Here is a 20,582-nt window from a genome sequence, read left to right as displayed (position 1 = left end):
CGGAGTGGGACGCTGCCGTTCCCTGGAACACCCCTCAACCGTCTCGGCGCTGCGCGCCGATCCACCTTCTCCCACACGGAGAGAAGGAGAGGCCCCACCCTTGCCGCTCCAAGCCGCATCGTTTAGGAAACGCGCGCCCACTACCAGAGAAGATCATCCATGGCCGACAAATCGGAAAAGACGAAAGCGCGGCTGCCGCGCGGTTTTGCCGACCGCAGCGCCGAGGACATCCGCGCCGTCGAAAAGATGATGGCGACCATCCGCTCGGTCTATGAGCTCTACGGCTTCGAGCCGGTCGACCAGCCGATGATCGAATACACCGATGCTCTGGGCAAATTCCTGCCCGACCAGGACCGGCCGAACGAAGGCGTCTTTTCCTTCCAGGACGATGACGAGCAGTGGCTGTCGCTGCGCTACGACCTGACCGCGCCGACGGCCCGCTTCGTCGCCGAGAACTACGATCGCTTGCCGAAACCCTATCGCAGCTACCGCTCCGGCTGGGTGTTCCGCAACGAAAAGCCCGGCCCGGGCCGCTTCCGCCAGTTCATGCAGTTCGACGCCGATACGATAGGCACGCCCGGTGTCGCCGCCGACGCCGAAATGGCGATGATGATGGCGGACGTCATGGAGGCGCTCGGCATCAAGCGCGGCGACTATGTCATCCGCGTCAACAACCGCAAAGTGCTGGACGGCGTGCTGGAGGCGATTGGCCTCGGCGGTGAGCAAAATGCCGGCCGCCGGCTGACGGTGCTGAGGGCGATCGACAAGTTGGACAAGCTGGGCCCGGAAGGCGTGAAGCTTCTGCTTGGCCCAGGACGATGGGACGGCGGCAAGGAAGGCGAAGGCGATTTCGCCAAGGGCGCCGGGTTGAATGACGCACAGGCCGAAGCGGTTCTTCTCGCAACGGCAAGGAGCGCACAGGCCGGCCAGGATGCCAGCGTCAGTGCCAACGCTGTGTATCAGGAAGGCGTCGGCGAACTTGCAACGATTGAAGCTCTTGTCAGGGCGGCAGGATATGGCGAAAGCCGCATCGCAATGGATCGTTCCGTCGTCCGCGGCCTCGAATACTACACCGGTCCCGTCTTCGAGGCCGAGCTTCTGGCGGAAATCCCCAACGACGAAGGCCAGATCGTACGTTTCGGCTCGGTCGGCGGCGGCGGGCGCTATGACGGGCTGGTCTCGCGCTTTCGTGGCGAGCCGGTGCCGGCGACCGGCTTCTCCATCGGCGTCTCCCGGCTGATGACAGCGCTGAAGAACCTCGGCAAGCTCGACATCTCGGATGTCATTGCGCCGGTCGTGGTGCTCGTCATGGACAAGGACACCGAAAGCCTCGGCCGCTACCAGAAGATGGTCGCCGACCTGCGCGCCGCCGGCATCCGCTCTGAACTATATCTCGGCGGCGCCGGCATGAAAGCGCAGCTCAAGTATGCCGACCGCCGCGGCAGCCCGGTCGCCATCATCCAGGGCGGTGACGAGCGCGCCAAGGGTGAGCTGCAGATCAAGGACCTCATCGAAGGCGCGCGCCTGTCGGCCGAGATCACCGACAACGCCGAATGGCGCGCCGCAAGGCCTGCCCAGGTGACGGTGGCGGAAGGCGAGCTGGTTGCCGAAGTGAAGAAGATCCTGGCGGCGCAGGCCGAGGAGCGGTCAAAGTGACGAGCGCTGCGTCCTTGCCTTCTCCCCTTGTGGGAGAAGGTGGATCGGCGCGTAGCGCCGAGACGGATGAGGGGTGTTCCAGGGAACACCAACGCCTCATTTCTTCCAACACCCCTCATCCGACCGAGCTTCGCTCGGCCACCTTCTCCCGCAAGGGGAGAAGGGGAGGCGGCGCTCTATGACCTCCCGCCCCGCCATCGCCGCCGACATTGCAAAACTCTTCGCCACCCGCGACACGCACGCCGTCGAAGTTGCCGTGCTGCAGCCGGCCGATCCATTCCTCGACATGGCGGGCGAAGACTTGCGCCGGCGCATCTTCCTGACCGAGAGCGAGACCGGCAAGACGCTGTGCCTCAGACCCGAATTCACCATTCCGGTCTGCCTCGACCACATCGCCAGCCAGGCCGGCACGCCGCGCCGCTATTCTTATCTCGGCGAAGTGTTCCGCCAGCGGCGTGAGGGCGACAACGAATTCTTCCAGGCCGGCATCGAGGATCTCGGCGACCGCGACACGGCCGCCGCCGATGCCCGTTCGCTGGTCGACGCGCATGCGCTGCTTTCGCTGGTCTTGCCTGGACAGAAGCTCGCCATCACGCTCGGCGACCAGACCCTGTTCGAGGCGGTGCTGGCGGCCCTTGGCCTGCCGCGTGGCTGGCGCATGCGCCTTGCGCGCGCCTTCGGCTCGGCGCCGATGCTGGAGGCCGCCCTTGCCGATCTCGCCAACCCGCCGCGCAACAGCCAGCTCTCAGGTCCGGTTGCCCTGCTGGTGCTCGACGGCGATGCGGAAGGCCTTGCCGCGCATATCTCTGCCGGCATGGAGGAGGCCGGGCTATCGGCATCGTCCGGCCGCGCGCCGGCCGACATAGCGCGGCGGCTGATCGAGAAAGCGCAACTGCGCAGCGTGCGGCTGTCCGACGAGGCCTTCTCGGCGCTGAAGGGCTTTCTCGAGATCGACGTCGCGCTCAGCGGCGCGACCGCGGCGCTCGAAAAATTCGCCGCCGATGCCGGCCTGTCGCTGGGACCGGCGCTGGAGAATTTCGCCGCCCGCGCCAAGGCGATAGAGGCGCATGGCCTGTCCTCGGCGCAAATCCGCTACGACGCCGCCTTCGGCCGTCCGCTGGATTATTATACCGGCCTCGTCTTCGAGGTAGCGGTCCAGGGGGGCGATCGCCCGCTGGTCGGCGGCGGTCGCTACGATCGGTTGCTGACGCTGCTTGGCGCGAAGAAACCGATCCCGGGTGTCGGCTTCTCGGTCTGGCTCGACCGTATCGAAGCCTTGCGGGAGAGCGCGCGATGATCACGCTGGCAGTCCCGTCGAAAGGCCGTCTCAAGGAGCAGTCCCTCGAAGTGCTGGCCAAGGCCGGCCTGGCCGTCACCCTGCCTGAGGACGACCGCAAATACCGCGCCCGCATCGACGGGCTCGACAATGTCGAGGTGGCATTCCTTTCCGCGTCCGAGATCGCCGGCGAGATCGGCCAGGGCGCGGTCGATCTCGGCATCACCGGCGAGGACCTGCTGCGCGAAAACCTCGCCGACTGGGAAGCCCGCGCCGAGATCGTCGCCCGACTCGGCTTCGGACATGCCGATGTCGTTGTCGCGGTGCCCGACATCTGGCTCGATGTCGAGACCATGGCCGACCTCGACGATGTCGCCGCCGATTTCCGCCAGCGCCACGGCCGGCGCCTGCGGATCGCCACCAAATACTGGCGGCTGACACAGCAGTTTTTCTCGCTCAAGCACGGCATCCAGGTCTACCGCATCGTCGAAAGCCTCGGCGCCACCGAAGGCGCCCCGGCGGCGGGGCTGGCGGACGTCATCGTCGATATCACCACCACCGGCTCGACGCTGCGCGCCAACCACCTCAAAGTGCTGGGCGACGGAACAATCCTGAAGTCGCAGGCCTGTCTCGTCGCTTCGAAGAAGCAGCGTGATGCGGGGGACGAGGCGCTGTTGCAGGGGATCGCCGCCAAGATGAGCGCCCTCCTTCCCCGTTGAGGGAGGGGGACCTTTGGCGGATTTCCACCGCCGCCATCGGCTGATAGGCTGGCTCATCCCGGGAGGAGACGGCGATGGCGATCAAACTCGACGAGCTCATGAACGCCACCAATCTGCGCGCGCGTGGCGCCAGTGGCACCTTCGTTGCCCCGCTGGGCGGCAAGGCGCATGTCTCGGGGGATCGTTCGGTGCCCCTGCTCGACAAGACCATTCCGGAGCTGTTTTCCGACACGGTCAGCAAATACGCCACGCTCGACGCCGCTGTCTTCGTCGGCCAGGACAAGCGCTTCAGCTGGAGCGAGCTGTCGGACACGGTCGACGCGCTGGCCGCCGGCTTCCTGGCGCTCGGCCTGGAGAAGGGCGACCGCGTCGGCATCTGGTCGCCGAACCGCTGGGAATGGCTGGTGACGCAGTTCGCCACCGCGCGCATCGGCCTCATCCTGGTCAATATCAACCCGGCCTATCGGCTGACCGAGCTGGAATATGCCTTGAACAAGGTCGCTTGCCGAGCGCTGGTCACCGCTGTCAGCTTCAAGACCTCCGATTATCTCGGCATGATCGAGACGCTGGCGCCCGAACTTGGCACCGCCGAGCCCGGCAAGCTCAAGGCAAAGAAGCTGCCGGCGCTGGGGATCGTCATCCGTATGGGCGACGACAATTCGCCCGGCATGTTCAATTTCGGCGATGTGCTCGCCATGGCCGGCCGCGACGAACATGACAGCCTCGACCGCATCTCCGAAAGCCTGAAGCCGGGCGATGCCATCAATATCCAGTTCACCTCAGGCACGACCGGCGCGCCGAAGGGGGCGACGCTGACGCACTCCAACATCGTCAACAACGGTAATTTCGTCACTTCGGCGATCAGGCTCACCGTCGACGACCGTCTCTGCATCCCGGTGCCGCTCTACCACTGTTTCGGCATGTCGATGGGCACGATGGGCTGCGTCACCAAGGGTGCCACCATGGTTTTCCCGGGCGAAGGTTTCGATGCCGGCGCGACGTTGAAAGCGGTGGCGCAGGAGCGCTGCACCGGTCTCTATGGCGTGCCGACCATGTTTGTCGCCATGCTCGACCATGCCGATTTCGCCGGCTTCGATCTTTCCAGCCTGCGCACCGGCATCATGGCGGGCTCGCCTTGCCCGATCGAGGTGATGAAGAAGGTGGTGTCACTGATGCATATGGGCCAAGTGACCATCGCCTACGGCATGACCGAGACCAGCCCAGTCTCCTTCCAGAGCAGCGTCGACGATCCGCTGGAAAAGCGCGTCTCGACCGTCGGCCGCATCCATCCGCATGTCGAGGTCAAGGCGATCGGCGCCGATGGCGCCACCGTCGCGGTCGGCGAGCCTGGCGAACTCTGCACGCGCGGCTATTCGGTGATGAAGGGCTATTGGGACGATGCCGAAAAGACCCGCGAAGCGATCGACGCCGACGGCTGGATGCACACCGGCGACCTCGCCACCATCGATGCCGAGGGCTATTGCAACATCGTCGGCCGGGTAAAGGACATGGTCATCCGCGGCGGCGAGAACGTCTATCCGCGCGAGGTCGAGGAATTCCTCTATCGCCATCCGAAAATCAAGGAAGTGCAGGTCTTCGGCATTCCCGACGACAAATATGGCGAGGAGCTCTGCGCCTGGATCGTCTTGAAGCCGGGTCAAATCACCACCGAGCAGGAGATCAAGGCCTTCTGCGCCGGCCAGATCGCGCACTACAAGGTGCCGCGCTACATCCGCTTCCGCACCGAACTGCCGATGACGGTGACCGGCAAGCCGCAGAAATTCCTGATGCGCGATGCGATGGTCGAGGAATTGGGGTTGGTGGCGCAGAAGACGGCGTGACGGGGGACGGACCGGGAGATATTCATCGTTTGGAAACGCCCCAGAGGGCGCAAACGCTCCACTATGCGTATTTGGACAGGTTATGGATAACGAGTTTCCGAATTTCGCGGCGCTGAGAACCGCCAAAGCCGAAAACATAGATTATCGCATAGTCGTCCGGCGCGGCGCGCGAACCGGCAATGCGATCGTCATGGCCCCGCATGGCGGCAAAATCGAACCCCGCACCTCCTTGATCACCGAGACGATAGCAGGGCGCGATCTCGATATGTATTGCTTTGAAGGGCTTATGCCGGAAAGCAATCGAGAGCTGCACATAACGTCCAGGAACTTTGACGAGGAATCCGCGCTCGAACTGTTGCGGACGAAGTCCACGGTCGTTGCTGTCCACGGTCGTCAGGACCGGGACGATCCCTCGACGGTCTACCTGGGCGGCAAGGACGCCCCCTTGGTTTCAGAGATAGCCTGGCGTCTGCAGGAAGCCGGCTTCCAGACGAAAAAAGACAACCATCCGTTTCCGGGTATCCAGGATTCGAACATCGTCAACCGGGGACTGACGGGGAAGGGAGCACAGCTGGAAGTACCTTTCTCGCTGCGCCAGCGACTGGGGAACGAGCCGGAACTTCTCGAAAAATTCTGTGGGGCGGTCCGCAAGGCAATCGAGATATCCGATGCCCGAAATGGTGTTCAATCCTGGACCTTGTCTTAGAGCAATTCCAGGAAAAGTGCGTAGCGGTTTCCCTCCGGAATCGCGTAGAAACTAAAGAGCTGGAGCAGGCCAGCGTTTCTATCGAACGCTGAACTGCTCTGGAGCAGCGTCGCCATTCAGCAGGCGGTCTTATCCAGGCCAGCAAACGTTGCCGGCCGGCTCTTCACCACCGCCTCACGCCCCCAGCACCGCCCGATCCAACGCCCGTATGATCCGGGCCAGTTCCACACACTCGTCCTGCCTTACCTTGTTGCGGCGCCAGGCCATGCAGATCAGGCGCTGCGGCATCGGTTCCTGGAACGGCACGATCCTCAGGTCCGGCATGACGCCGGCGGCGCGTGCCGCCATTTCCGGCACCAGCGTGACGCCGAGACCATGCGCCACCATCTGCAAGAGTGTCGTCAGGCTGGTCGCGCCATAGCTTGCCATCGCCACAGGCCGCACATTGCCGCAGACGGCCAAAGCCTGCTCGCGCAGGCAGTGGCCTTCCTCCAGAAGCATCAGCCGCTCCAGCGCCGGGCTCTCCGGCGGCACCGGCGGCGAAGCGAAGGCCGCATCGCCGGCGGGCACCGCGAGGAAGAAGCGGTCGGGGAAAAGTTCGTCAGTGACGATCGCCGGCTGATCGAGCGGCAAGGCCGCGATGAAGGCGTCGAGCCGGCCGGAGGTCGCGTCCTCGACCAGCGATGCGGTCACCGCCTCGCGCAGTTCGAGCTGCAGGGCGGGATATTGCTTCTTCAGCTCCGGCAGCACATGCGGCAGCAGATAGGGCGCGACCGTCGGGATGATGCCCAGCCGGAAGCGTCCCTCCATGGTCGGACGGCCGCGCCGGGCAGTCGTCTCGACGTCACGGATATCGGCCAGAATGCGCTCGATACGCGGCTGCAGGGCAAGCGCCTCGTCGGTCATGCCCACCGTCCTGCCGCCGCGCTCGAACAACAGGCAGTTCAGCCGCTCTTCCATCTCGGCGATCTGCGCGGAAAGGGCCGGCTGGCTGACGCCGGCGAGCTTCGCGGCGCGGCCGAAATGCAGCGTCTGCGCCAGCGCGTCGAAATATTGCATCTGCCGGACGGTGAGGCCAATCATAAGCAAAGGTTATCAAAACAAACAGCAAAGGCAATTTGTCTTTATCGGCCGGTCGGCCTAGTCTGGAATCATTCCAGGTTGGCGCAGCCAATGGCCGCCTCCCGAAACTCGGGAACCTCGGCAAAATTCAACCTCGGCAAAAACCTCGGCAGAATCGGAGACTAAGATGGACGCGAAAACCGACGACAACAGCGCTGGCAAATGCCCTGTCGCGCATGGATCCGCCGGCCGGACCAACCGTGACTGGTGGCCGAACCAGCTCGACCTTGCCGTTCTCCACCAGCAGTCGAACCTCTCGGACCCGATGGGCGAGGATTTCGACTATGCCGAGGAGTTCGCGAGTCTCGACCTCGATGCGGTGGTCAAGGACCTGCACAAGGTCATGACGGATTCGCAGGACTGGTGGCCGGCCGACTTCGGCCATTACGGGCCGCTCTTCATCCGCATGGCCTGGCACAGCGCCGGTACCTATCGCATCGGCGACGGGCGCGGCGGCGCCGGCGCCGGTCAGCAGCGTTTCGCGCCGCTGAACAGCTGGCCGGACAATGCCAACCTCGACAAGGCGCGCCGGTTGCTGTGGCCGGTCAAGCAGAAATACGGCCGCAAGATTTCCTGGGCCGACCTGTTGATCCTCACCGGCAACGTCGCGCTGGAATCGATGGGCTTCAAGACCTTCGGCTTCGCCGGCGGCCGCGCCGATGTGTGGGAGCCGGAGCAGGATGTGAACTGGGGTTCGGAAAGCAAATGGCTTGCCGACGAGCGCTATTCGGGTGACCGCGAGCTGAGCGGCCATCTCGGCGCCGTCCAGATGGGGCTGATCTACGTCAATCCGGAAGGCCCGAACGGCAAGCCGGACCCGATCGCCGCGGCGCGCGACATCCGCGAAACTTTCGCCCGCATGGCGATGAACGACGAGGAGACCGTGGCGCTGATCGCCGGCGGCCACACCTTCGGCAAGACCCATGGGGCCGGTGATGCCTCGCTGGTCGGCGCCGAGCCGGAAGGCGCCGGCATCGAGGCGCAGGGCCTCGGCTGGTCGAGCAAATATGCCTCCGGCATCGCCGGCGACGCCATCACCTCAGGCCTCGAAGTGACCTGGACGACGACGCCGACCAAATGGAGCAACAACTTCTTCGACAACCTCTTCAACTATGAGTGGGAACTGACGAAGAGCCCGGCGGGCGCCCATCAGTGGACGCCGAAGGGCGGCGCCGGCGCCGGCACCGTTCCGGACGCGCACAACGCTTCGAAGCGCCAGGCACCGGCCATGCTCACCACCGACCTCGCGCTGCGTTTCGATCCGGCTTACGAAAAGATCTCGCGCCGCTTCCACCAGCATCCGGAGCAATTCGCCGACGCCTTCGCCCGCGCCTGGTTCAAGCTCACCCACCGCGACATGGGTCCGGCCGTGCGCTATCTTGGCCCGCTCGTCCCGAAAGAAGAGCTGATCTGGCAGGATCCGATCCCGGCGATCGACCATGAGCTGGTGAGCGAGGCCGACATCGTCTCGCTCAAGGCCAGGATCCTGGCCTCCGGCCTGTCGGTGTCGGAGCTGGTCTCGACCGCCTGGGCTTCGGCCTCGACCTTCCGCGGCTCCGACAAGCGCGGCGGCGCCAATGGCGGCCGCATCCGCCTTGAGCCGCAGAGGGACTGGGAGGTCAACCAGCCGGCCCAGCTTTCCAAGGTGCTCAGCAAGCTGGAAGCGATCCAGAAGGAGTTCAACGCGGCGCAGACCGGCGGCAAGAAGGTGTCGCTGGCCGACCTGATCGTTCTCGGCGGCGTCGCCGCGGTCGAGAAGGCGGCGAAGGACGGCGGCCAGGAGGTCAAGGTGCCGTTCACGCCGGGCCGCATGGATGCTTCCGAGCAACAGACGGACGCCCACTCCTTTGCTGCCCTCGAGCCGACCGTCGATGGCTTCCGCAACTACAGCAGAGGCAAGCAGCCGATGTCGGTCGAAGCGATGCTGGTCGACCGCGCCCAACTCCTGACGCTGACTGCGCCGGAAATGACGGTGCTGGTCGGCGGCCTGCGCGTGCTCGGCGCCAACACCGGCGGTTCGAAGCACGGCGTCCTCACCGACAGGCCGGGCACGCTGACCAACGACTTCTTCGTCAACCTGCTCTCGATGGCGACCGTCTGGGATGCGGCGGCCGGCTCCCAGCCGGGCTCGGACGAGGTGTACGAGGCGCGTGACCGCAAGAGCAGAGAGGTCAAATGGACCGGCACCCGTGCCGACCTGATCTTCGGCTCGCACGCGCAGTTGCGCGCGCTCGCCGAAGTGTACGGCTCGGGCGACGCCAAGGCCAAGTTCGTCAAGGACTTCGTCAAGGCATGGACGAAGGTGATGAACGCCGACCGCTTCGACATCGCGAAATAAGGTCGTACCTCCCAAATAAAAAGGCGCGGGCCAGGCCCGCGCCTTTTTAGTTCATTCCTTCAAGACGGATCAGTCTTTCTCGAAAATGCCGGCCTTGGCGACGACGCCGGCAATCGCCCCGCCGATCAGCGGCGCGACGATGAACAGCCAGAGCTGGCTGAGCGCGGCACCACCCGAAAACAGCGCCGGACCGATCGAGCGCGCCGGATTGACCGAGGTGCCGGTCACCGGGATCATGGCGAAGTGAATGCCCGCCAGCGTCAGGCCGATGACCAGGCCGGCAAAGGCGGTGGTGTGCTTGGCGTTGGTGACGCCGAGGATCACGGTGACGAAGGTGAAGGTGCCGATCAGCTCCCACAGGAAGGCCGAGCTCATGCCCCATTTCGCCTCGTCCCAGCCATTGGCGCCGAAGCCGCCGGTGTGGCCGCCGGCCTGTCCGGAAACGATGATCCACAGCGCCAGCGAAGCGATGATGGCGCCGATGATTTGCGCGATCCAGTAAGGGACGACATCCTTGGCCGGCATCCGCCCTGCCAGGAACACGCCGAGCGTCACCGCCGGATTGAGATGCGCGCCCGAGATCGGGCCGATCGCATAGGCCGCGGCGATCAGGCCGATGCCGAACGCCAGCCCGATGCCTTCCTGTCCGAGCGGCAGCGCGCCGCCGAAACCGCCCGTGACTACGGAGGCCGTGCCGATGAACACCAACAAAAACGTGCCCAGAACTTCTGCCAGATAAGTCTTCATTGCCCTCTCCTCACAGGATCCGTCAAACCGCGTTTCTCGCGCCGCGAATCACTGCCGGAAGAGTATTCCCGCCGGCAACACTTGGAAAGCTGAGAGGTTAAGCCAGCCGGCTTGCTTGTGCTCGCCAGTCAAAAGCATTAGAGAACTTTCATATTCTGGTCGATTGTCTTGTTTTTCGACAGCGTCGCCTGCTTTGAAAAACCGTTCGGCGAAATCGCCTGGTTTTGAAAACGTGGTTTCACAGGCAAGTCGAACAGAACCCTTTCAATCCTGGCCTGAAACGCTTTAAGAGCGGGCTGGAGCTAATTTTGTGGTGTAAGCGGAAAACGGGATGCGACTGGGCGGAAGGCTGGCGGCGGCGATAGAGGTTCTGGAAGACATCGGCCGGCGTCACCGGCCGGTGGCCGACGCGCTGCGCGATTGGGGCCTGTCGCATCGCTTCGCCGGCGGCGGCGATCGCGCGGCGATCGGCAACATCGTCTATGACGCGCTGCGCCGCAAACGCTCGGCCGGCTGGCTGTTTGGCGAGGACACGCCGCGCGCCATCGGCTTCGGCGCGCTTCTCTTGGAATGGGGGCAGACTGCGCAGTCGCTGAATGACGCCCTCGACGGCGACAAATTCGCACCGCCGCTGCTCGGCACCGGCGAGCTGAAGGCGGCGACCGAGCGCAGGCTTGACGAGGCGCCCGAGGCCGTGCGGGCGGATGTGCCGGACTGGTGCGCGCCGCTGCTCGAGCAAGCCTATGGCGACGCCTGGGTCGAGGAAGGCGTGGCTCTCGCGCAGCGCCCGCCGCTGGATCTGAGGGTCAACACGCTCCAGGCCGATCGCGCCAAGGTGCTGGCCGAGCTCCAGGGTACGGGCGCGGCGCCCGCGGCAATCGCGCCGCACGGCATCCGTATCCCGCCGATCGACGGCGACGGCCGTCACCCGAACGTGCAGGCCGAGCCGGCCTTCCAGAAAGGCTGGTTCGAAGTGCAGGATGAGGGCTCACAGCTTGCCGCGGCGCTCGCTGGCGCCGAGCCCGGCATGCAGGTGCTCGACTATTGCGCCGGCGCCGGCGGCAAGACGCTGGCGCTGTCGGCGGAGATGGGCAATACAGGCCAGCTCTTTGCCCATGATGCGGAGAAGGTGCGGCTGGCGCCGATCTTCGAGCGCATCCGCCGCTCGCACAACCGCAACGTCCAGGTCGTCAGCAAACCTGCGGAGCTTGCGCCGCTCACCAACCATATGGACCTCGTGCTGATCGACGCGCCCTGCACCGGCAGCGGCACCTGGCGGCGGCGCCCCGACGCCAAATGGCGATTGACGGAAAGGCAGCTCGACGCCCGAAAGGGAGAGCAGCAGGCGATCCTCGATACGGCGCAGGCCTTCGTCAAACCCGGCGGCTTGCTGGTCTACATCACCTGTTCGGTGTTCGATGCCGAAAACGGCGAGCAGGTCGCGGCTTTTCGCGCGCGCCATGACGGCTTTGCGCCGGTCGATCATCGCCAGCTTTGGGATAGCCGCTTGCCCGGCCATCAAGGAGCCGCGCGTATTGCCGGCACCGGCGGGATCTCGCTGTCGCCGGCGCTCAGCGGCACCGACGGGTTCTATCTCCATGCCTTGCGCAGGACTGCTTGAGGACATCTGGCCTTTGTTGCGCTGCAACATAAAAGATTGCCTGTCTTGCATGGCTCTGCAATAAGCTTCGCCAGCAAATATGAGGCAAAGCGCCATGGCAGCAGCCAAGATCGTACCCGCTTCCGACTTCGAGGAACGCGTCAGGGCGTCGTTTGCCCGGCAGGAGGCAATGGCGACGATCGGCGCCGAGCTGACGCTGGTGACGCCCGGCATCATCGAGATCGAGATGCCGTACTCGGCCTCGCTCACCCAGCAGCATGGTTTCCTGCATGCCGGCGTCATCTCCACAGCTTTGGACTCCGCCTGCGGCTACGCGGCCTTTTCGCTTATGCCGCAGAATTCCAGCGTGCTGACCATCGAGTTCAAGGTGAACCTTCTGGCGCCGGGCAGGGGCGAGCGCTTCCTTTTCCGCGGCTCGGTGACAAAGCCCGGCCGCACCATCATCGTCGCCGACGGCCAGGCTTACGCCTTCGCCGCCGATGGCGAGGCCAAGCTGATCGCCACCATGACCGGCACGATGATGACGGTGGTCGGCCGCGACGGGATTGAGGGGTGAGGAGCGGTCCGCGCAGCGGACGAAAAGCCCCCAAATGGGCTTTTCGAGCGGCGAACGTCCGGAGCCATGGCGAAGGGCCGCCAGGCGGCGAGCGGCACGTTGCCCCCTTTCCCTTTCGTGGCAACAAATAGGGGGGTAGCGTCGTCATGACTGTCAAAATGTCGCGCCTGTCGGGCAAATCCGTTCTCTTCGTCATGGCGGTCGAGGCTGAATACGGCCCGCACCTCAAGGACCTGCTCACGCCGCTGATGACCGGCGTCGGTCCGGTCGAGGCCGGTGTCAGGCTGGGCGCCGAGCTTGCGGCGTTGAAGGCCGAAGGAGCGCTTCCCGACCTGATCGTTTCGCTGGGCTCGGCCGGCAGCCGCAAGCTGGAACAGGCCGAAATCTACCAGGCCGTGTCGGTGAGCTATCGCGACATGGATGCGTCGCCGCTCGGCTTCGAGAAGGGCGCGACGCCTTTCCTCGACCTGCCGGTGGCGGTGCCGCTGCCCTTCGTTATTCCGGGCATCAAGACCGCCGCGCTCTCGACCGGTGGCGCGATCATCTCCGGTGTTGCCTATGACGCCATCGATGCCGACATGGTCGATATGGAGACCTTCGCTTGCCTGCGCGCCTGCCAGCTGTTCGGCGTGCCGCTGATCGGGCTGCGCGGCATTTCCGATGGCGCCGCCGATCTCAGGCACGTCAACGACTGGACGGAATATCTGCACGTCATCGACGAGAAGCTGGCCTCTGCCGTCGGCTTCCTGGAGCAGGCGATCGCATCCGGCGCGGTCCGCCTCGCTTAAAGCTGGAAAAGGACTGAAAGCCGCAGCGCCGAGCCCATTGCGTCGACTCGTTTCTTTCTCTAAAGGCTCGCCATGACGACAGCCAATCCCAAAGCCGTTCTGCCCGACACTGTCCTGATCATCGATTTCGGCAGCCAGTTCACGCAGCTCATCGCCCGCCGCATCCGCGAGAGCGGCGTCTTTTCCGAGATCGTGCCGTTCCAATCGGCGGAAGCCGCCTTCAAGCGCATCAATCCGAAAGCGGTGATCCTGTCGGGCGGTCCGGCTTCGACCACGGACATCGGCAGCCCGCGCGCCCCGCAGATCGTCTTCGACGCGGGCGTGCCGGTGCTCGGCATCTGCTATGGCCAGATGGCGCTCTGCGTGCAGATGGGTGGCGTCGCCGAAAGCTCCAACCATCGCGAATTCGGCCGCGCCTTCGTCGAGATCGAGAAGGACAGCCCGCTGTTCGAAGGCCTGTGGGCGCCCGGCCAGCGCCACCAGGTGTGGATGAGCCATGGCGACCGCGTCATCGAATTGCCGCCCGGCTTCAAGGTGCTCGGCAAGTCGGAAAGCTCGCCCTTCGCCATCTTCGGCGATATCGAGCGCAAGATGTACGGCATCATGTTCCATCCGGAAGTGGTGCACACGCCGGATGGCGCGAGGCTGCTGAGGAACTTCGTCCACAACATCGCCGGCATCGAGGGCGACTGGACGATGCGCGCCTATCGCGAACACGCCGTGGAATTGATCCGCAAGCAGGTCGGCAAGGGCAAGGTCATCTGCGCGCTCTCGGGCGGCGTCGACTCCTCCGTCGCGGCGCTGCTGATCCATGAAGCGATCGGCGACCAGTTGACCTGCATCCTCGTCGACCACGGCCTGATGCGCAAGGACGAGGCGGCAGGCGTGGTTGAGATGTTCCGCCAGCACTACAATCTGCCGCTGATCCTGGTCGATGCTTCGGACCGCTTCATCTCGGCGCTGGAAGGTGAGGCCGATCCCGAAAAGAAGCGCAAGACCATCGGCCGCCTGTTCATCGAGGTGTTCGAGGAAGAGGCGAAGAAACTCGGCGGCGCCGATTTCCTCGCGCAAGGCACGCTCTATCCCGACGTCATCGAAAGCGTCTCCTTCTCCGGCGGCCCGTCGGTGACGATCAAGTCGCACCACAATGTCGGCGGCCTGCCCGAGCGCATGAACATGAAGCTGGTCGAGCCGCTGCGGGAGCTTTTCAAGGACGAGGTGAGGGCGCTCGGCAAGGAGCTCGGCCTGCCCGAAAGCTTCATCGGCCGCCATCCCTTCCCCGGCCCCGGCCTTGCGATACGCTGCCCGGGCGGCATCACCCGCGAGAAGCTGGAGATCCTGCGCGAGGCCGACGCCATCTATCTCGACGAGATCCGCAAGGCCGGCCTCTACGACGCCATCTGGCAGGCCTTCGCGGTGCTGCTTCCGGTGCAGACCGTTGGCGTCATGGGCGACGGCCGCACCTATGAATTCGTCTGCGCGCTGCGCGCCGTCACTTCCGTCGACGGCATGACGGCCGACTTCTATCACTACGACATGAACTTCCTCGGCGCCGCCGCCACCCGCATCATCAACGAGGTGAAGGGCATCAACCGGGTCGTCTACGACGTGACGTCGAAGCCGCCTGGAACCATCGAGTGGGAATGATTTTGGCCTACCCAAACGCCGCCGAATCTACGCCGAAATGCGACGCAAGCCATTGAAAGCAAAAATAAATCCTCTCTAAGGGAATCGGTGCCTATCGGCGCGCCGAGTTGGCTTTGGCTGCCTGACTGACAGACCTTCGGCATATTGCTCGGACAAGTTTTTGAAAGTACCGTCACGGCCAATCAGGCTCGTGACGGTACTTTTTTGCCTTAACGCATTGAAGATAAAAGGAAATCTCCGCCACGAGCCCGTGAAATTGCGCTGACGGTACTTTTCAGGAGGCAATACGGACGCTGACGGACGCCGCCCTCAAGGCATTGAGACCCGAAGACGAAACAACCCCGTCTTGCAACGAGGTGATTGCCGGTGTCCCGTGGACGGCGGACAGGGCCGCAAACAAATGACCGAAGCCGAACAGCAAGCCCCTAACCTCCGACTCGGACGCTACGCCGAGGGGGGCGCGCTAGGCCACGTTTCGAATCGACCTAGCCGGGCGACTGACCAGCGCCGGACTCAGCCGGTCGCTTGTCGAAGCGGAACTCCAGGGCTTCGGCCTTGTCGACGCCCTTGCCGGCACCGCACATGCACCTCTGCCAAGTGGCGCACAGCACCTTGGTGACGGCGCTCTTGAGGCCTTCGTGCGCGTCGGAGACGACGAGCTTGACGCCGCGCAGGCCGCGACGTGTCAGCTTGCGCAGGAACTCCGTCCAGATAGGCTCGGCCTCCGAGGCGCCAATCCCCATGCCCAGGACCTCGCGCCGGCCGTCCGCGTTGACGCCGACGGCGATGATGACGGCGACCGAGACGATGCGCCCACCGCGGCGCACCCCGGCAAACGCCCAAGAGACATTCCATGGCTACGATTGTACTGACGACTGCTCTGGGCATGAGGCCGGCTACGATTGGGCGGCAAGGAATGACATCGCTGGCGAGCGGGACTGCGATGGGGACAGTCGATCGTTCAACGAAGGCTGCCAAGCGTATGTCGAAGAACAAGCGGATGACGCAAGTCGGAACAGCCAATCCGACGAAAACGACAGCGACGAACAATAAGGTCGTGCCACCCCCGTGTGGCGCGACTCAGGCCGGCGGTCCCGAAAGGACGACGGCTGCTGCGGCCACAGTCCCGAGGCGCTCGCGCTTCGTTAGAACAGGCTTTTCGTAGGTCTTCTTCATGGGTTTCACCTTTTCACAGCGTTTTCGCTGACGGTCCGCCTATGGGTCCAGCAAGCGCCCGCAACAGCTTATATGTGGCTAAAGGGATGCGCTGTAGCACATAAGCAACACCTGATATTCTTCACCGAAGCCCTTAAGGCACGCGTGGCGCTGCCGGACGCCCTGCTTGTCGTCAAGCTGATCCGCGCACGACCAATCGTCCCGGCATAGTTACGGTCCTGTTGGGCTCGCGGCCCAGGATCATGCCGACGGTCGCCTTCACCATCGCCTCGATGGGTTGTTCGTAGGTCGTGAGATCATAGGCTGGCGCGGCAGCGAACAGCGTGTTGTCGAATCCCGCCACGGCGATGTCTACCGGCACTCTCAACCCGAACTCGCTGCGGATGACGTCCATCGCCCCGAAAGCCAGGACATCGTTTTCGCACAGGAGAACATCAACACGGTCTGCCGGCGACACTTCGTTCAAATAGTCCCGTGTGGCGGCCGCGCCCGAGGTCGCGCTGTAGGAGTGTGCCGTCAGTTCCGGAACCTCCTCGATGCCGTGAAGCTGCCAGAATGCCTTGAACGCCCGTTGGCGGCCAAGCGCGGTCGATAGCGTCTTTGCTCCGGCCATGAAGCCAGGTCGCCTGTATCCTTGTTTATGCAGATGCGTGCATAGCTCGTTGATCGCCAATGTCGTGTCGCAGTTGATGGCGGGCACACCCGGGATCTGGCTGTCGCGCGCGAGAACGAACATCGGGGCCGCTCCGTCCAGCCTGATATCCTGCAGCATTTCCGTCCTGAATGCGGTGCCGCACATGACCACCGCATCGAGCTGGCGCTGGTCGGCGTTCAGAAGCGCATGCACGTGGTCGAAGTGCTCATTGATGTTGATCAGGACGGCAACCAGACCCTCCGATTGAAGTTCCAGGGTGAGCCGCTCGAGGAATGACAGCTTGTAGGGATTCTCGAAGTCGTCGACGAGAACGGCGACCTGATGCGTCAGATTGGTCGCCAGGCTTCGGGCCAGAAGGTTGGGCCGGTAGTTCAGTTTCTCGGCGACGGCCATCACCTTGGCGCGGCTGGTTTCGGTGATCGAAGCCCCCGGCGTGAAGGCGCGGATGACCGTCCATTTGGAGACTCCCGCCTGTTCCGCGACGTCTCTTGCAGTCGCCCTCTTGGTCATCGCTCTTCCCGTCTGCGCCGCCATATGGAACGCCTATTTCATTTTTTTGCAAAATGAAATGAACATTGACATTCCTTTGCCCCCTCCGTTATGAATATCTACGTTTGCTACCGGTAGCAAAGACATGATTGGTAGGCAGACGGGAGCACCGGCACATGTGAATGCGCCGAAACATGGAGGAGGGGCGCCGCAAAGCCGCGCCCATTTGGAGGAATCGAAATGAAATCGATATTGAGGAAGCTTGCCTTCGGCGCGGCCGTGCTCGGCGGCCTGATGAGCGGCGCCCAGATGGCTTCGGCGAAGGACGTCAAGATCGTCGTCGTCAGCCACGGGCAGGCCAACGATCCGTTTTGGTCCGTGGTCAAGAATGGTGTGACGGCGGGCGCCAAGGATGTCGGTGTCAAGGTCGACTATCGCGCGCCCGAGACGTTCGACATGGTGGCGATGAGCCAGCTGATCGATGCGGCCGTCAACCAGAAGCCGAACGGCCTGATCGTCTCGATTCCGGACGCTTCCGCGCTAGGGCCGTCGATCAAGAAGGCGGTTGCCGCCGGGATTCCGGTCATCTCGATAAACTCCGGCTCCGATGTCTCGCAGTCGCTCGGTGCCCTCCTGCATGTCGGTCAGGACGAGTATAGCGCCGGCAAGGCGGCCGGAATGAAGTTGAAGGAAATGGGCGGCAAGACGGCCATCTGCGTCAACCAGGAAGTCGGCAATGTCGCGCTCGACCAGCGCTGCAAGGGCTTCGGCGATGGCTTCGAGGGCAACGTGAAGGTGTTGCCGGTTTCCAATGATCCCGCCGACGTCCGCGCCAAAGTGAAGGCGTCGCTGAGCGCGAACGGCGACATCGACACCATCATGGCGCTTGGTGCCAGCACCGCCGGCGAACCGTCGCTGGCCGCCGTCAAGGACGTCGGCAAGATCGGCAAGATCAATGTCGCCACCTTCGACCTTTCGGCGGATTTCCTGAAGGCGGTCGCGGCCGGCGATGCTGCCTTTGCCATCGACCAGCAGCAGTTCCTGCAGGGATATCTGCCCGTCGTCTTCCTGGCGAACTATGCGAAGTACGGCCTGATCTCTGGCGGCAACGTGCCTTCCGGCCCGAACCTGATCACCAAGGACAAGGCGGCGCAGGTCGTCGAACTGTCAGCCAAGGGCATCCGATGATCAAGCGTTACCGCGTCCCGTGATTGTCGAAGATCCCTCCCCGGTTTCGGGGAGGGCGCTCGGCCTGCCAGACGAAAGATCAGTACCGTCGGGTACCGCCGCTTCGGCAGCACGCTATGGGAGGAGGAATCATGGCTCAAATCGAACAAAAAACAGCCGTTGCCGCAAAATCCGACGAACGGGTCCGGCAGGTCGGCTTTCTCACGCATATGATGCGCCGGCCCGAACTCGGCGCCGTCGCCGGGCTCGTCCTGGTGGTGGTGTTCTTCTTCTTCACCGCCGACCCCTCGATGTTCTCGCTTTCCGGCCTGATGACCATCCTGGCGCCGGCGTCGCAACTGGGGATCCTCGCCATCGCCGCCTCGCTCTTGATGATCGGCGGCGAGTTTGATCTCTCGATCGGCTCCATGGTGGCCTTCGCCGGCCTGATCTTCGGCGCGCTGTTGACCAATTTCGGCCAGCCGCTCTGGATTTCCATCATCTTCACGCTGCTGCTTGCAGCCTTCATGGGCGCGGTCAACGGACAGATCGTCATCCGAACGCGGCTGCCGTCGTTCATCGTGACACTAGCCTTTCTGTTCATCCTGCGCGGCCTGACCCTGGTCGGTCTCAAATGGGCGACGGGTGGCTCGACGCAGCTGCGCGGAATAGAAGATGTCGTTGGCGACGGATTGCTGAAACAGGTGTTTTCGGGTGTCGCATTCCAGCCTCTGTTCAACTGGCTGGCTGAACTCGATCTCATCGAGAAATTCGACAATGGCGTGCCCAAGGTGACGGGCGTGCCGGTCTCCGTTCTCTGGTTCGTCGGAATTACCGGGCTCGCCACGTGGATGCTATTGCGCACGCGCGTCGGCAACTGGATCTTCGCCGCTGGCGGCGATCCCGTTGCCGCGAGAAACTCCGGCGTGCCGGTCGACCGCGTGAAGACGGGGCTTTTCGCCCTGACGGCATGCGCGGCTGCACTTGTTGCCATCATCACCGTGCTGGATGCCGGCTCGACGGATGCGCGCCGCGGTTTCCAGAAAGAGTTCGAGGCGATCATCGCCGCTGTCATCGGGGGCAGCCTGCTGACCGGCGGTTATGGTTCGGCGATCGGCGCCTTCTTCGGCGCCATCATCTTCGGCCTCGTCTCCATCGGCCTGACATATACCCAGTTCGATTCCGACTGGTTCCAGGTGTTCCTGGGCTCGATGCTGCTTCTGGCCGTCCTCTTCAACAACTTCATCCGCCGCAAGGTGACAGGGGAGCGCTGATCATGGCAGATAGCAAAACAGTGACCTCGCCACCCGTCATCGAGGTCAACAACGTCGTCAAGCACTATGGTTCCGTCATCGCGCTCTCGGGCGTTTCGATGAAGGTTTCGCAAGGCGAAGTGCTGTGTCTGCTCGGCGACAATGGCGCCGGCAAGTCGACGCTTATCAAGACGCTTTCCGGTGTGGTCCGTCCGACCAGCGGCGACTTCCTCGTCGAAGGCAAACCCGTCACGTTCAACAGCCCTCGCGACGCGCTCGATGCCGGCATCGCCACGGTCTACCAGGACCTCGCAATGATCCCGCTGATGTCGATCACTCGCAATTTTTTCATGGGTCGCGAGCCGCTGAAAGGCATCCCGCCATTCCGTCACATCGACTTCAAGCACTGCAACGCGGTGACGCATGAGGAGATGCGCAAGATCGGCATCGACATCCGCGATCCCAATCAGGCGGTCGGCACGCTCTCGGGCGGTGAGCGGCAATGCGTGGCCATCGCGCGCGCCGTCTACTTCGGCGCCAAGGTGCTGATCCTCGATGAACCGACATCGGCGCTTGGCGTCGCTCAGACTTCGATGGTGCTGAAATACATCCATCAGGTGCAGCAGAAGCGCCTTGGCGTGATCTTCATCACCCACAATGTCCGCCATGCCTATGCCGTCGGCAGCCGCTTTACCGTGCTCAATCGCGGCAAGACGCTGGGCACCTGCGCCAAAGGCGAGATCAGTATCGATGAGCTGCAAAACATGATGGCCGGCGGCAAGGAACTGCAGACCCTGTCCGACGAACTCGGCGGCACGATCTAAC

General features: G+C 63.7%; 16 protein-coding genes and 1 pseudogene. 13 read left to right on the top strand and 4 right to left on the bottom strand.

Translation table 11 applies throughout. From position 1 onward, the window contains the following. Positions 1–159: 159 nt before the first annotated feature. From hisS to ACWGS9_RS14985, 5 genes are all read left to right on the top strand, one after another. Positions 160–1,656, top strand: a complete 1,497-nt coding sequence (gene hisS / locus ACWGS9_RS15005; RefSeq protein WP_454505990.1) for a histidine--tRNA ligase — start codon at positions 160–162, stop codon at positions 1,654–1,656. 178 nt (positions 1,657–1,834) lie between these two features. Continuing rightward, the gene (locus tag ACWGS9_RS15000; protein ID WP_454505989.1) at positions 1,835–2,953 is read left to right on the top strand and encodes an ATP phosphoribosyltransferase regulatory subunit; all 1,119 of its coding nucleotides are present in this window, start codon (positions 1,835–1,837) and stop codon (positions 2,951–2,953) included. Beyond that, entirely contained in the window at positions 2,950–3,651 is a 702-nt protein-coding gene (gene hisG, locus ACWGS9_RS14995) for an ATP phosphoribosyltransferase (protein ID WP_454505988.1), read from the top strand. The genes ACWGS9_RS15000 and hisG overlap by 4 nt, the downstream gene beginning before the upstream one ends. A 74-nt stretch (positions 3,652–3,725) precedes the next feature. Then, positions 3,726–5,492 (top strand): AMP-binding protein, encoded by a 1,767-nt coding sequence (locus ACWGS9_RS14990; protein WP_454505987.1) that lies wholly within the window; start codon positions 3,726–3,728, stop codon positions 5,490–5,492. Between the two features lie 82 nt (positions 5,493–5,574). Further along, complete coding sequence (locus tag ACWGS9_RS14985; RefSeq protein WP_454505986.1) at positions 5,575–6,198, top strand: poly-gamma-glutamate hydrolase family protein; 624 nt, start codon at positions 5,575–5,577, stop codon at positions 6,196–6,198. Positions 6,199–6,372: 174 nt separating this feature from the next. Here the strand turns inward: ACWGS9_RS14985 and ACWGS9_RS14980 are convergent, their stop codons facing one another. Beyond that, positions 6,373–7,281, bottom strand: a complete 909-nt coding sequence (locus ACWGS9_RS14980) for a hydrogen peroxide-inducible genes activator (RefSeq protein WP_454505985.1) — start codon at positions 7,279–7,281, stop codon at positions 6,373–6,375. 166 nt (positions 7,282–7,447) lie between these two features. On the opposite strand from ACWGS9_RS14980, the gene katG reads away from it, so the two are divergent. Beyond that, the gene (katG, locus tag ACWGS9_RS14975; RefSeq protein ID WP_454505984.1) at positions 7,448–9,658 is read left to right on the top strand and encodes a catalase/peroxidase HPI; all 2,211 of its coding nucleotides are present in this window, start codon (positions 7,448–7,450) and stop codon (positions 9,656–9,658) included. Positions 9,659–9,727: 69 nt separating this feature from the next. Here the strand turns inward: katG and ACWGS9_RS14970 are convergent, their stop codons facing one another. Further along, positions 9,728–10,405 carry an MIP family channel protein gene (locus ACWGS9_RS14970; RefSeq protein WP_027164332.1) on the bottom strand — a complete coding sequence of 226 codons (678 nt, stop codon included), beginning with the start codon at positions 10,403–10,405 and terminating at the stop codon, positions 9,728–9,730. Between the two features lie 331 nt (positions 10,406–10,736). Here ACWGS9_RS14970 and ACWGS9_RS14965 point away from each other — a divergent pair, with 331 nt between their 5' ends. The 4 genes from ACWGS9_RS14965 (at position 10,737) to guaA (ending at position 15,017) form a co-directional block, all read left to right on the top strand. Further along, positions 10,737–12,026, top strand: coding sequence for an RsmB/NOP family class I SAM-dependent RNA methyltransferase (locus ACWGS9_RS14965; protein WP_454505983.1), 1,290 nt, complete (start codon positions 10,737–10,739; stop codon positions 12,024–12,026). Between the two features lie 94 nt (positions 12,027–12,120). Further along, positions 12,121–12,582, top strand: a complete 462-nt coding sequence (locus tag ACWGS9_RS14960) for a PaaI family thioesterase (RefSeq protein ID WP_454505982.1) — start codon at positions 12,121–12,123, stop codon at positions 12,580–12,582. Between the two features lie 146 nt (positions 12,583–12,728). Then, positions 12,729–13,370 (top strand): 5'-methylthioadenosine/S-adenosylhomocysteine nucleosidase, encoded by a 642-nt coding sequence (locus ACWGS9_RS14955; RefSeq protein WP_454505981.1) that lies wholly within the window; start codon positions 12,729–12,731, stop codon positions 13,368–13,370. A gap of 72 nt (positions 13,371–13,442) precedes the next feature. Continuing rightward, positions 13,443–15,017, top strand: coding sequence for a glutamine-hydrolyzing GMP synthase (gene guaA, locus ACWGS9_RS14950; RefSeq protein WP_454505980.1), 1,575 nt, complete (start codon positions 13,443–13,445; stop codon positions 15,015–15,017). Positions 15,018–15,601: 584 nt separating this feature from the next. Here the strand turns inward: guaA and ACWGS9_RS14945 are convergent. After that, a pseudogene (locus ACWGS9_RS14945) lies at positions 15,602–15,844 on the bottom strand (transposase); the annotation flags it as partial. Between the two features lie 521 nt (positions 15,845–16,365). After that, a complete protein-coding gene (locus ACWGS9_RS14940; protein WP_454505979.1) occupies positions 16,366–17,358 on the bottom strand; it encodes a LacI family DNA-binding transcriptional regulator in 993 nt (330 codons plus the stop codon). 219 nt (positions 17,359–17,577) lie between these two features. On the opposite strand from ACWGS9_RS14940, the gene ACWGS9_RS14935 reads away from it, so the two are divergent. From ACWGS9_RS14935 to ACWGS9_RS14925, 3 genes are all read left to right on the top strand, one after another. Further along, positions 17,578–18,525 carry a sugar ABC transporter substrate-binding protein gene (locus ACWGS9_RS14935; protein WP_454505978.1) on the top strand — a complete coding sequence of 316 codons (948 nt, stop codon included), beginning with the start codon at positions 17,578–17,580 and terminating at the stop codon, positions 18,523–18,525. A 131-nt stretch (positions 18,526–18,656) separates the two neighbouring features. Further along, entirely contained in the window at positions 18,657–19,778 is a 1,122-nt protein-coding gene (locus tag ACWGS9_RS14930) for an ABC transporter permease (RefSeq protein ID WP_454505977.1), read from the top strand. Between the two features lie 2 nt (positions 19,779–19,780). After that, positions 19,781–20,581: an ATP-binding cassette domain-containing protein gene (locus tag ACWGS9_RS14925; RefSeq protein WP_454505976.1), complete on the top strand. Its 801-nt coding sequence runs from the start codon at positions 19,781–19,783 to the stop codon at positions 20,579–20,581. The last annotated feature ends 1 nt before the right edge of the window (position 20,582 follow it).

This window comes from Mesorhizobium sp. Arg314, assembly GCF_053714275.1.
Note: the sequence above shows the minus strand (reverse complement) of the source record. Positions and strands in the feature narration are given on the sequence as shown.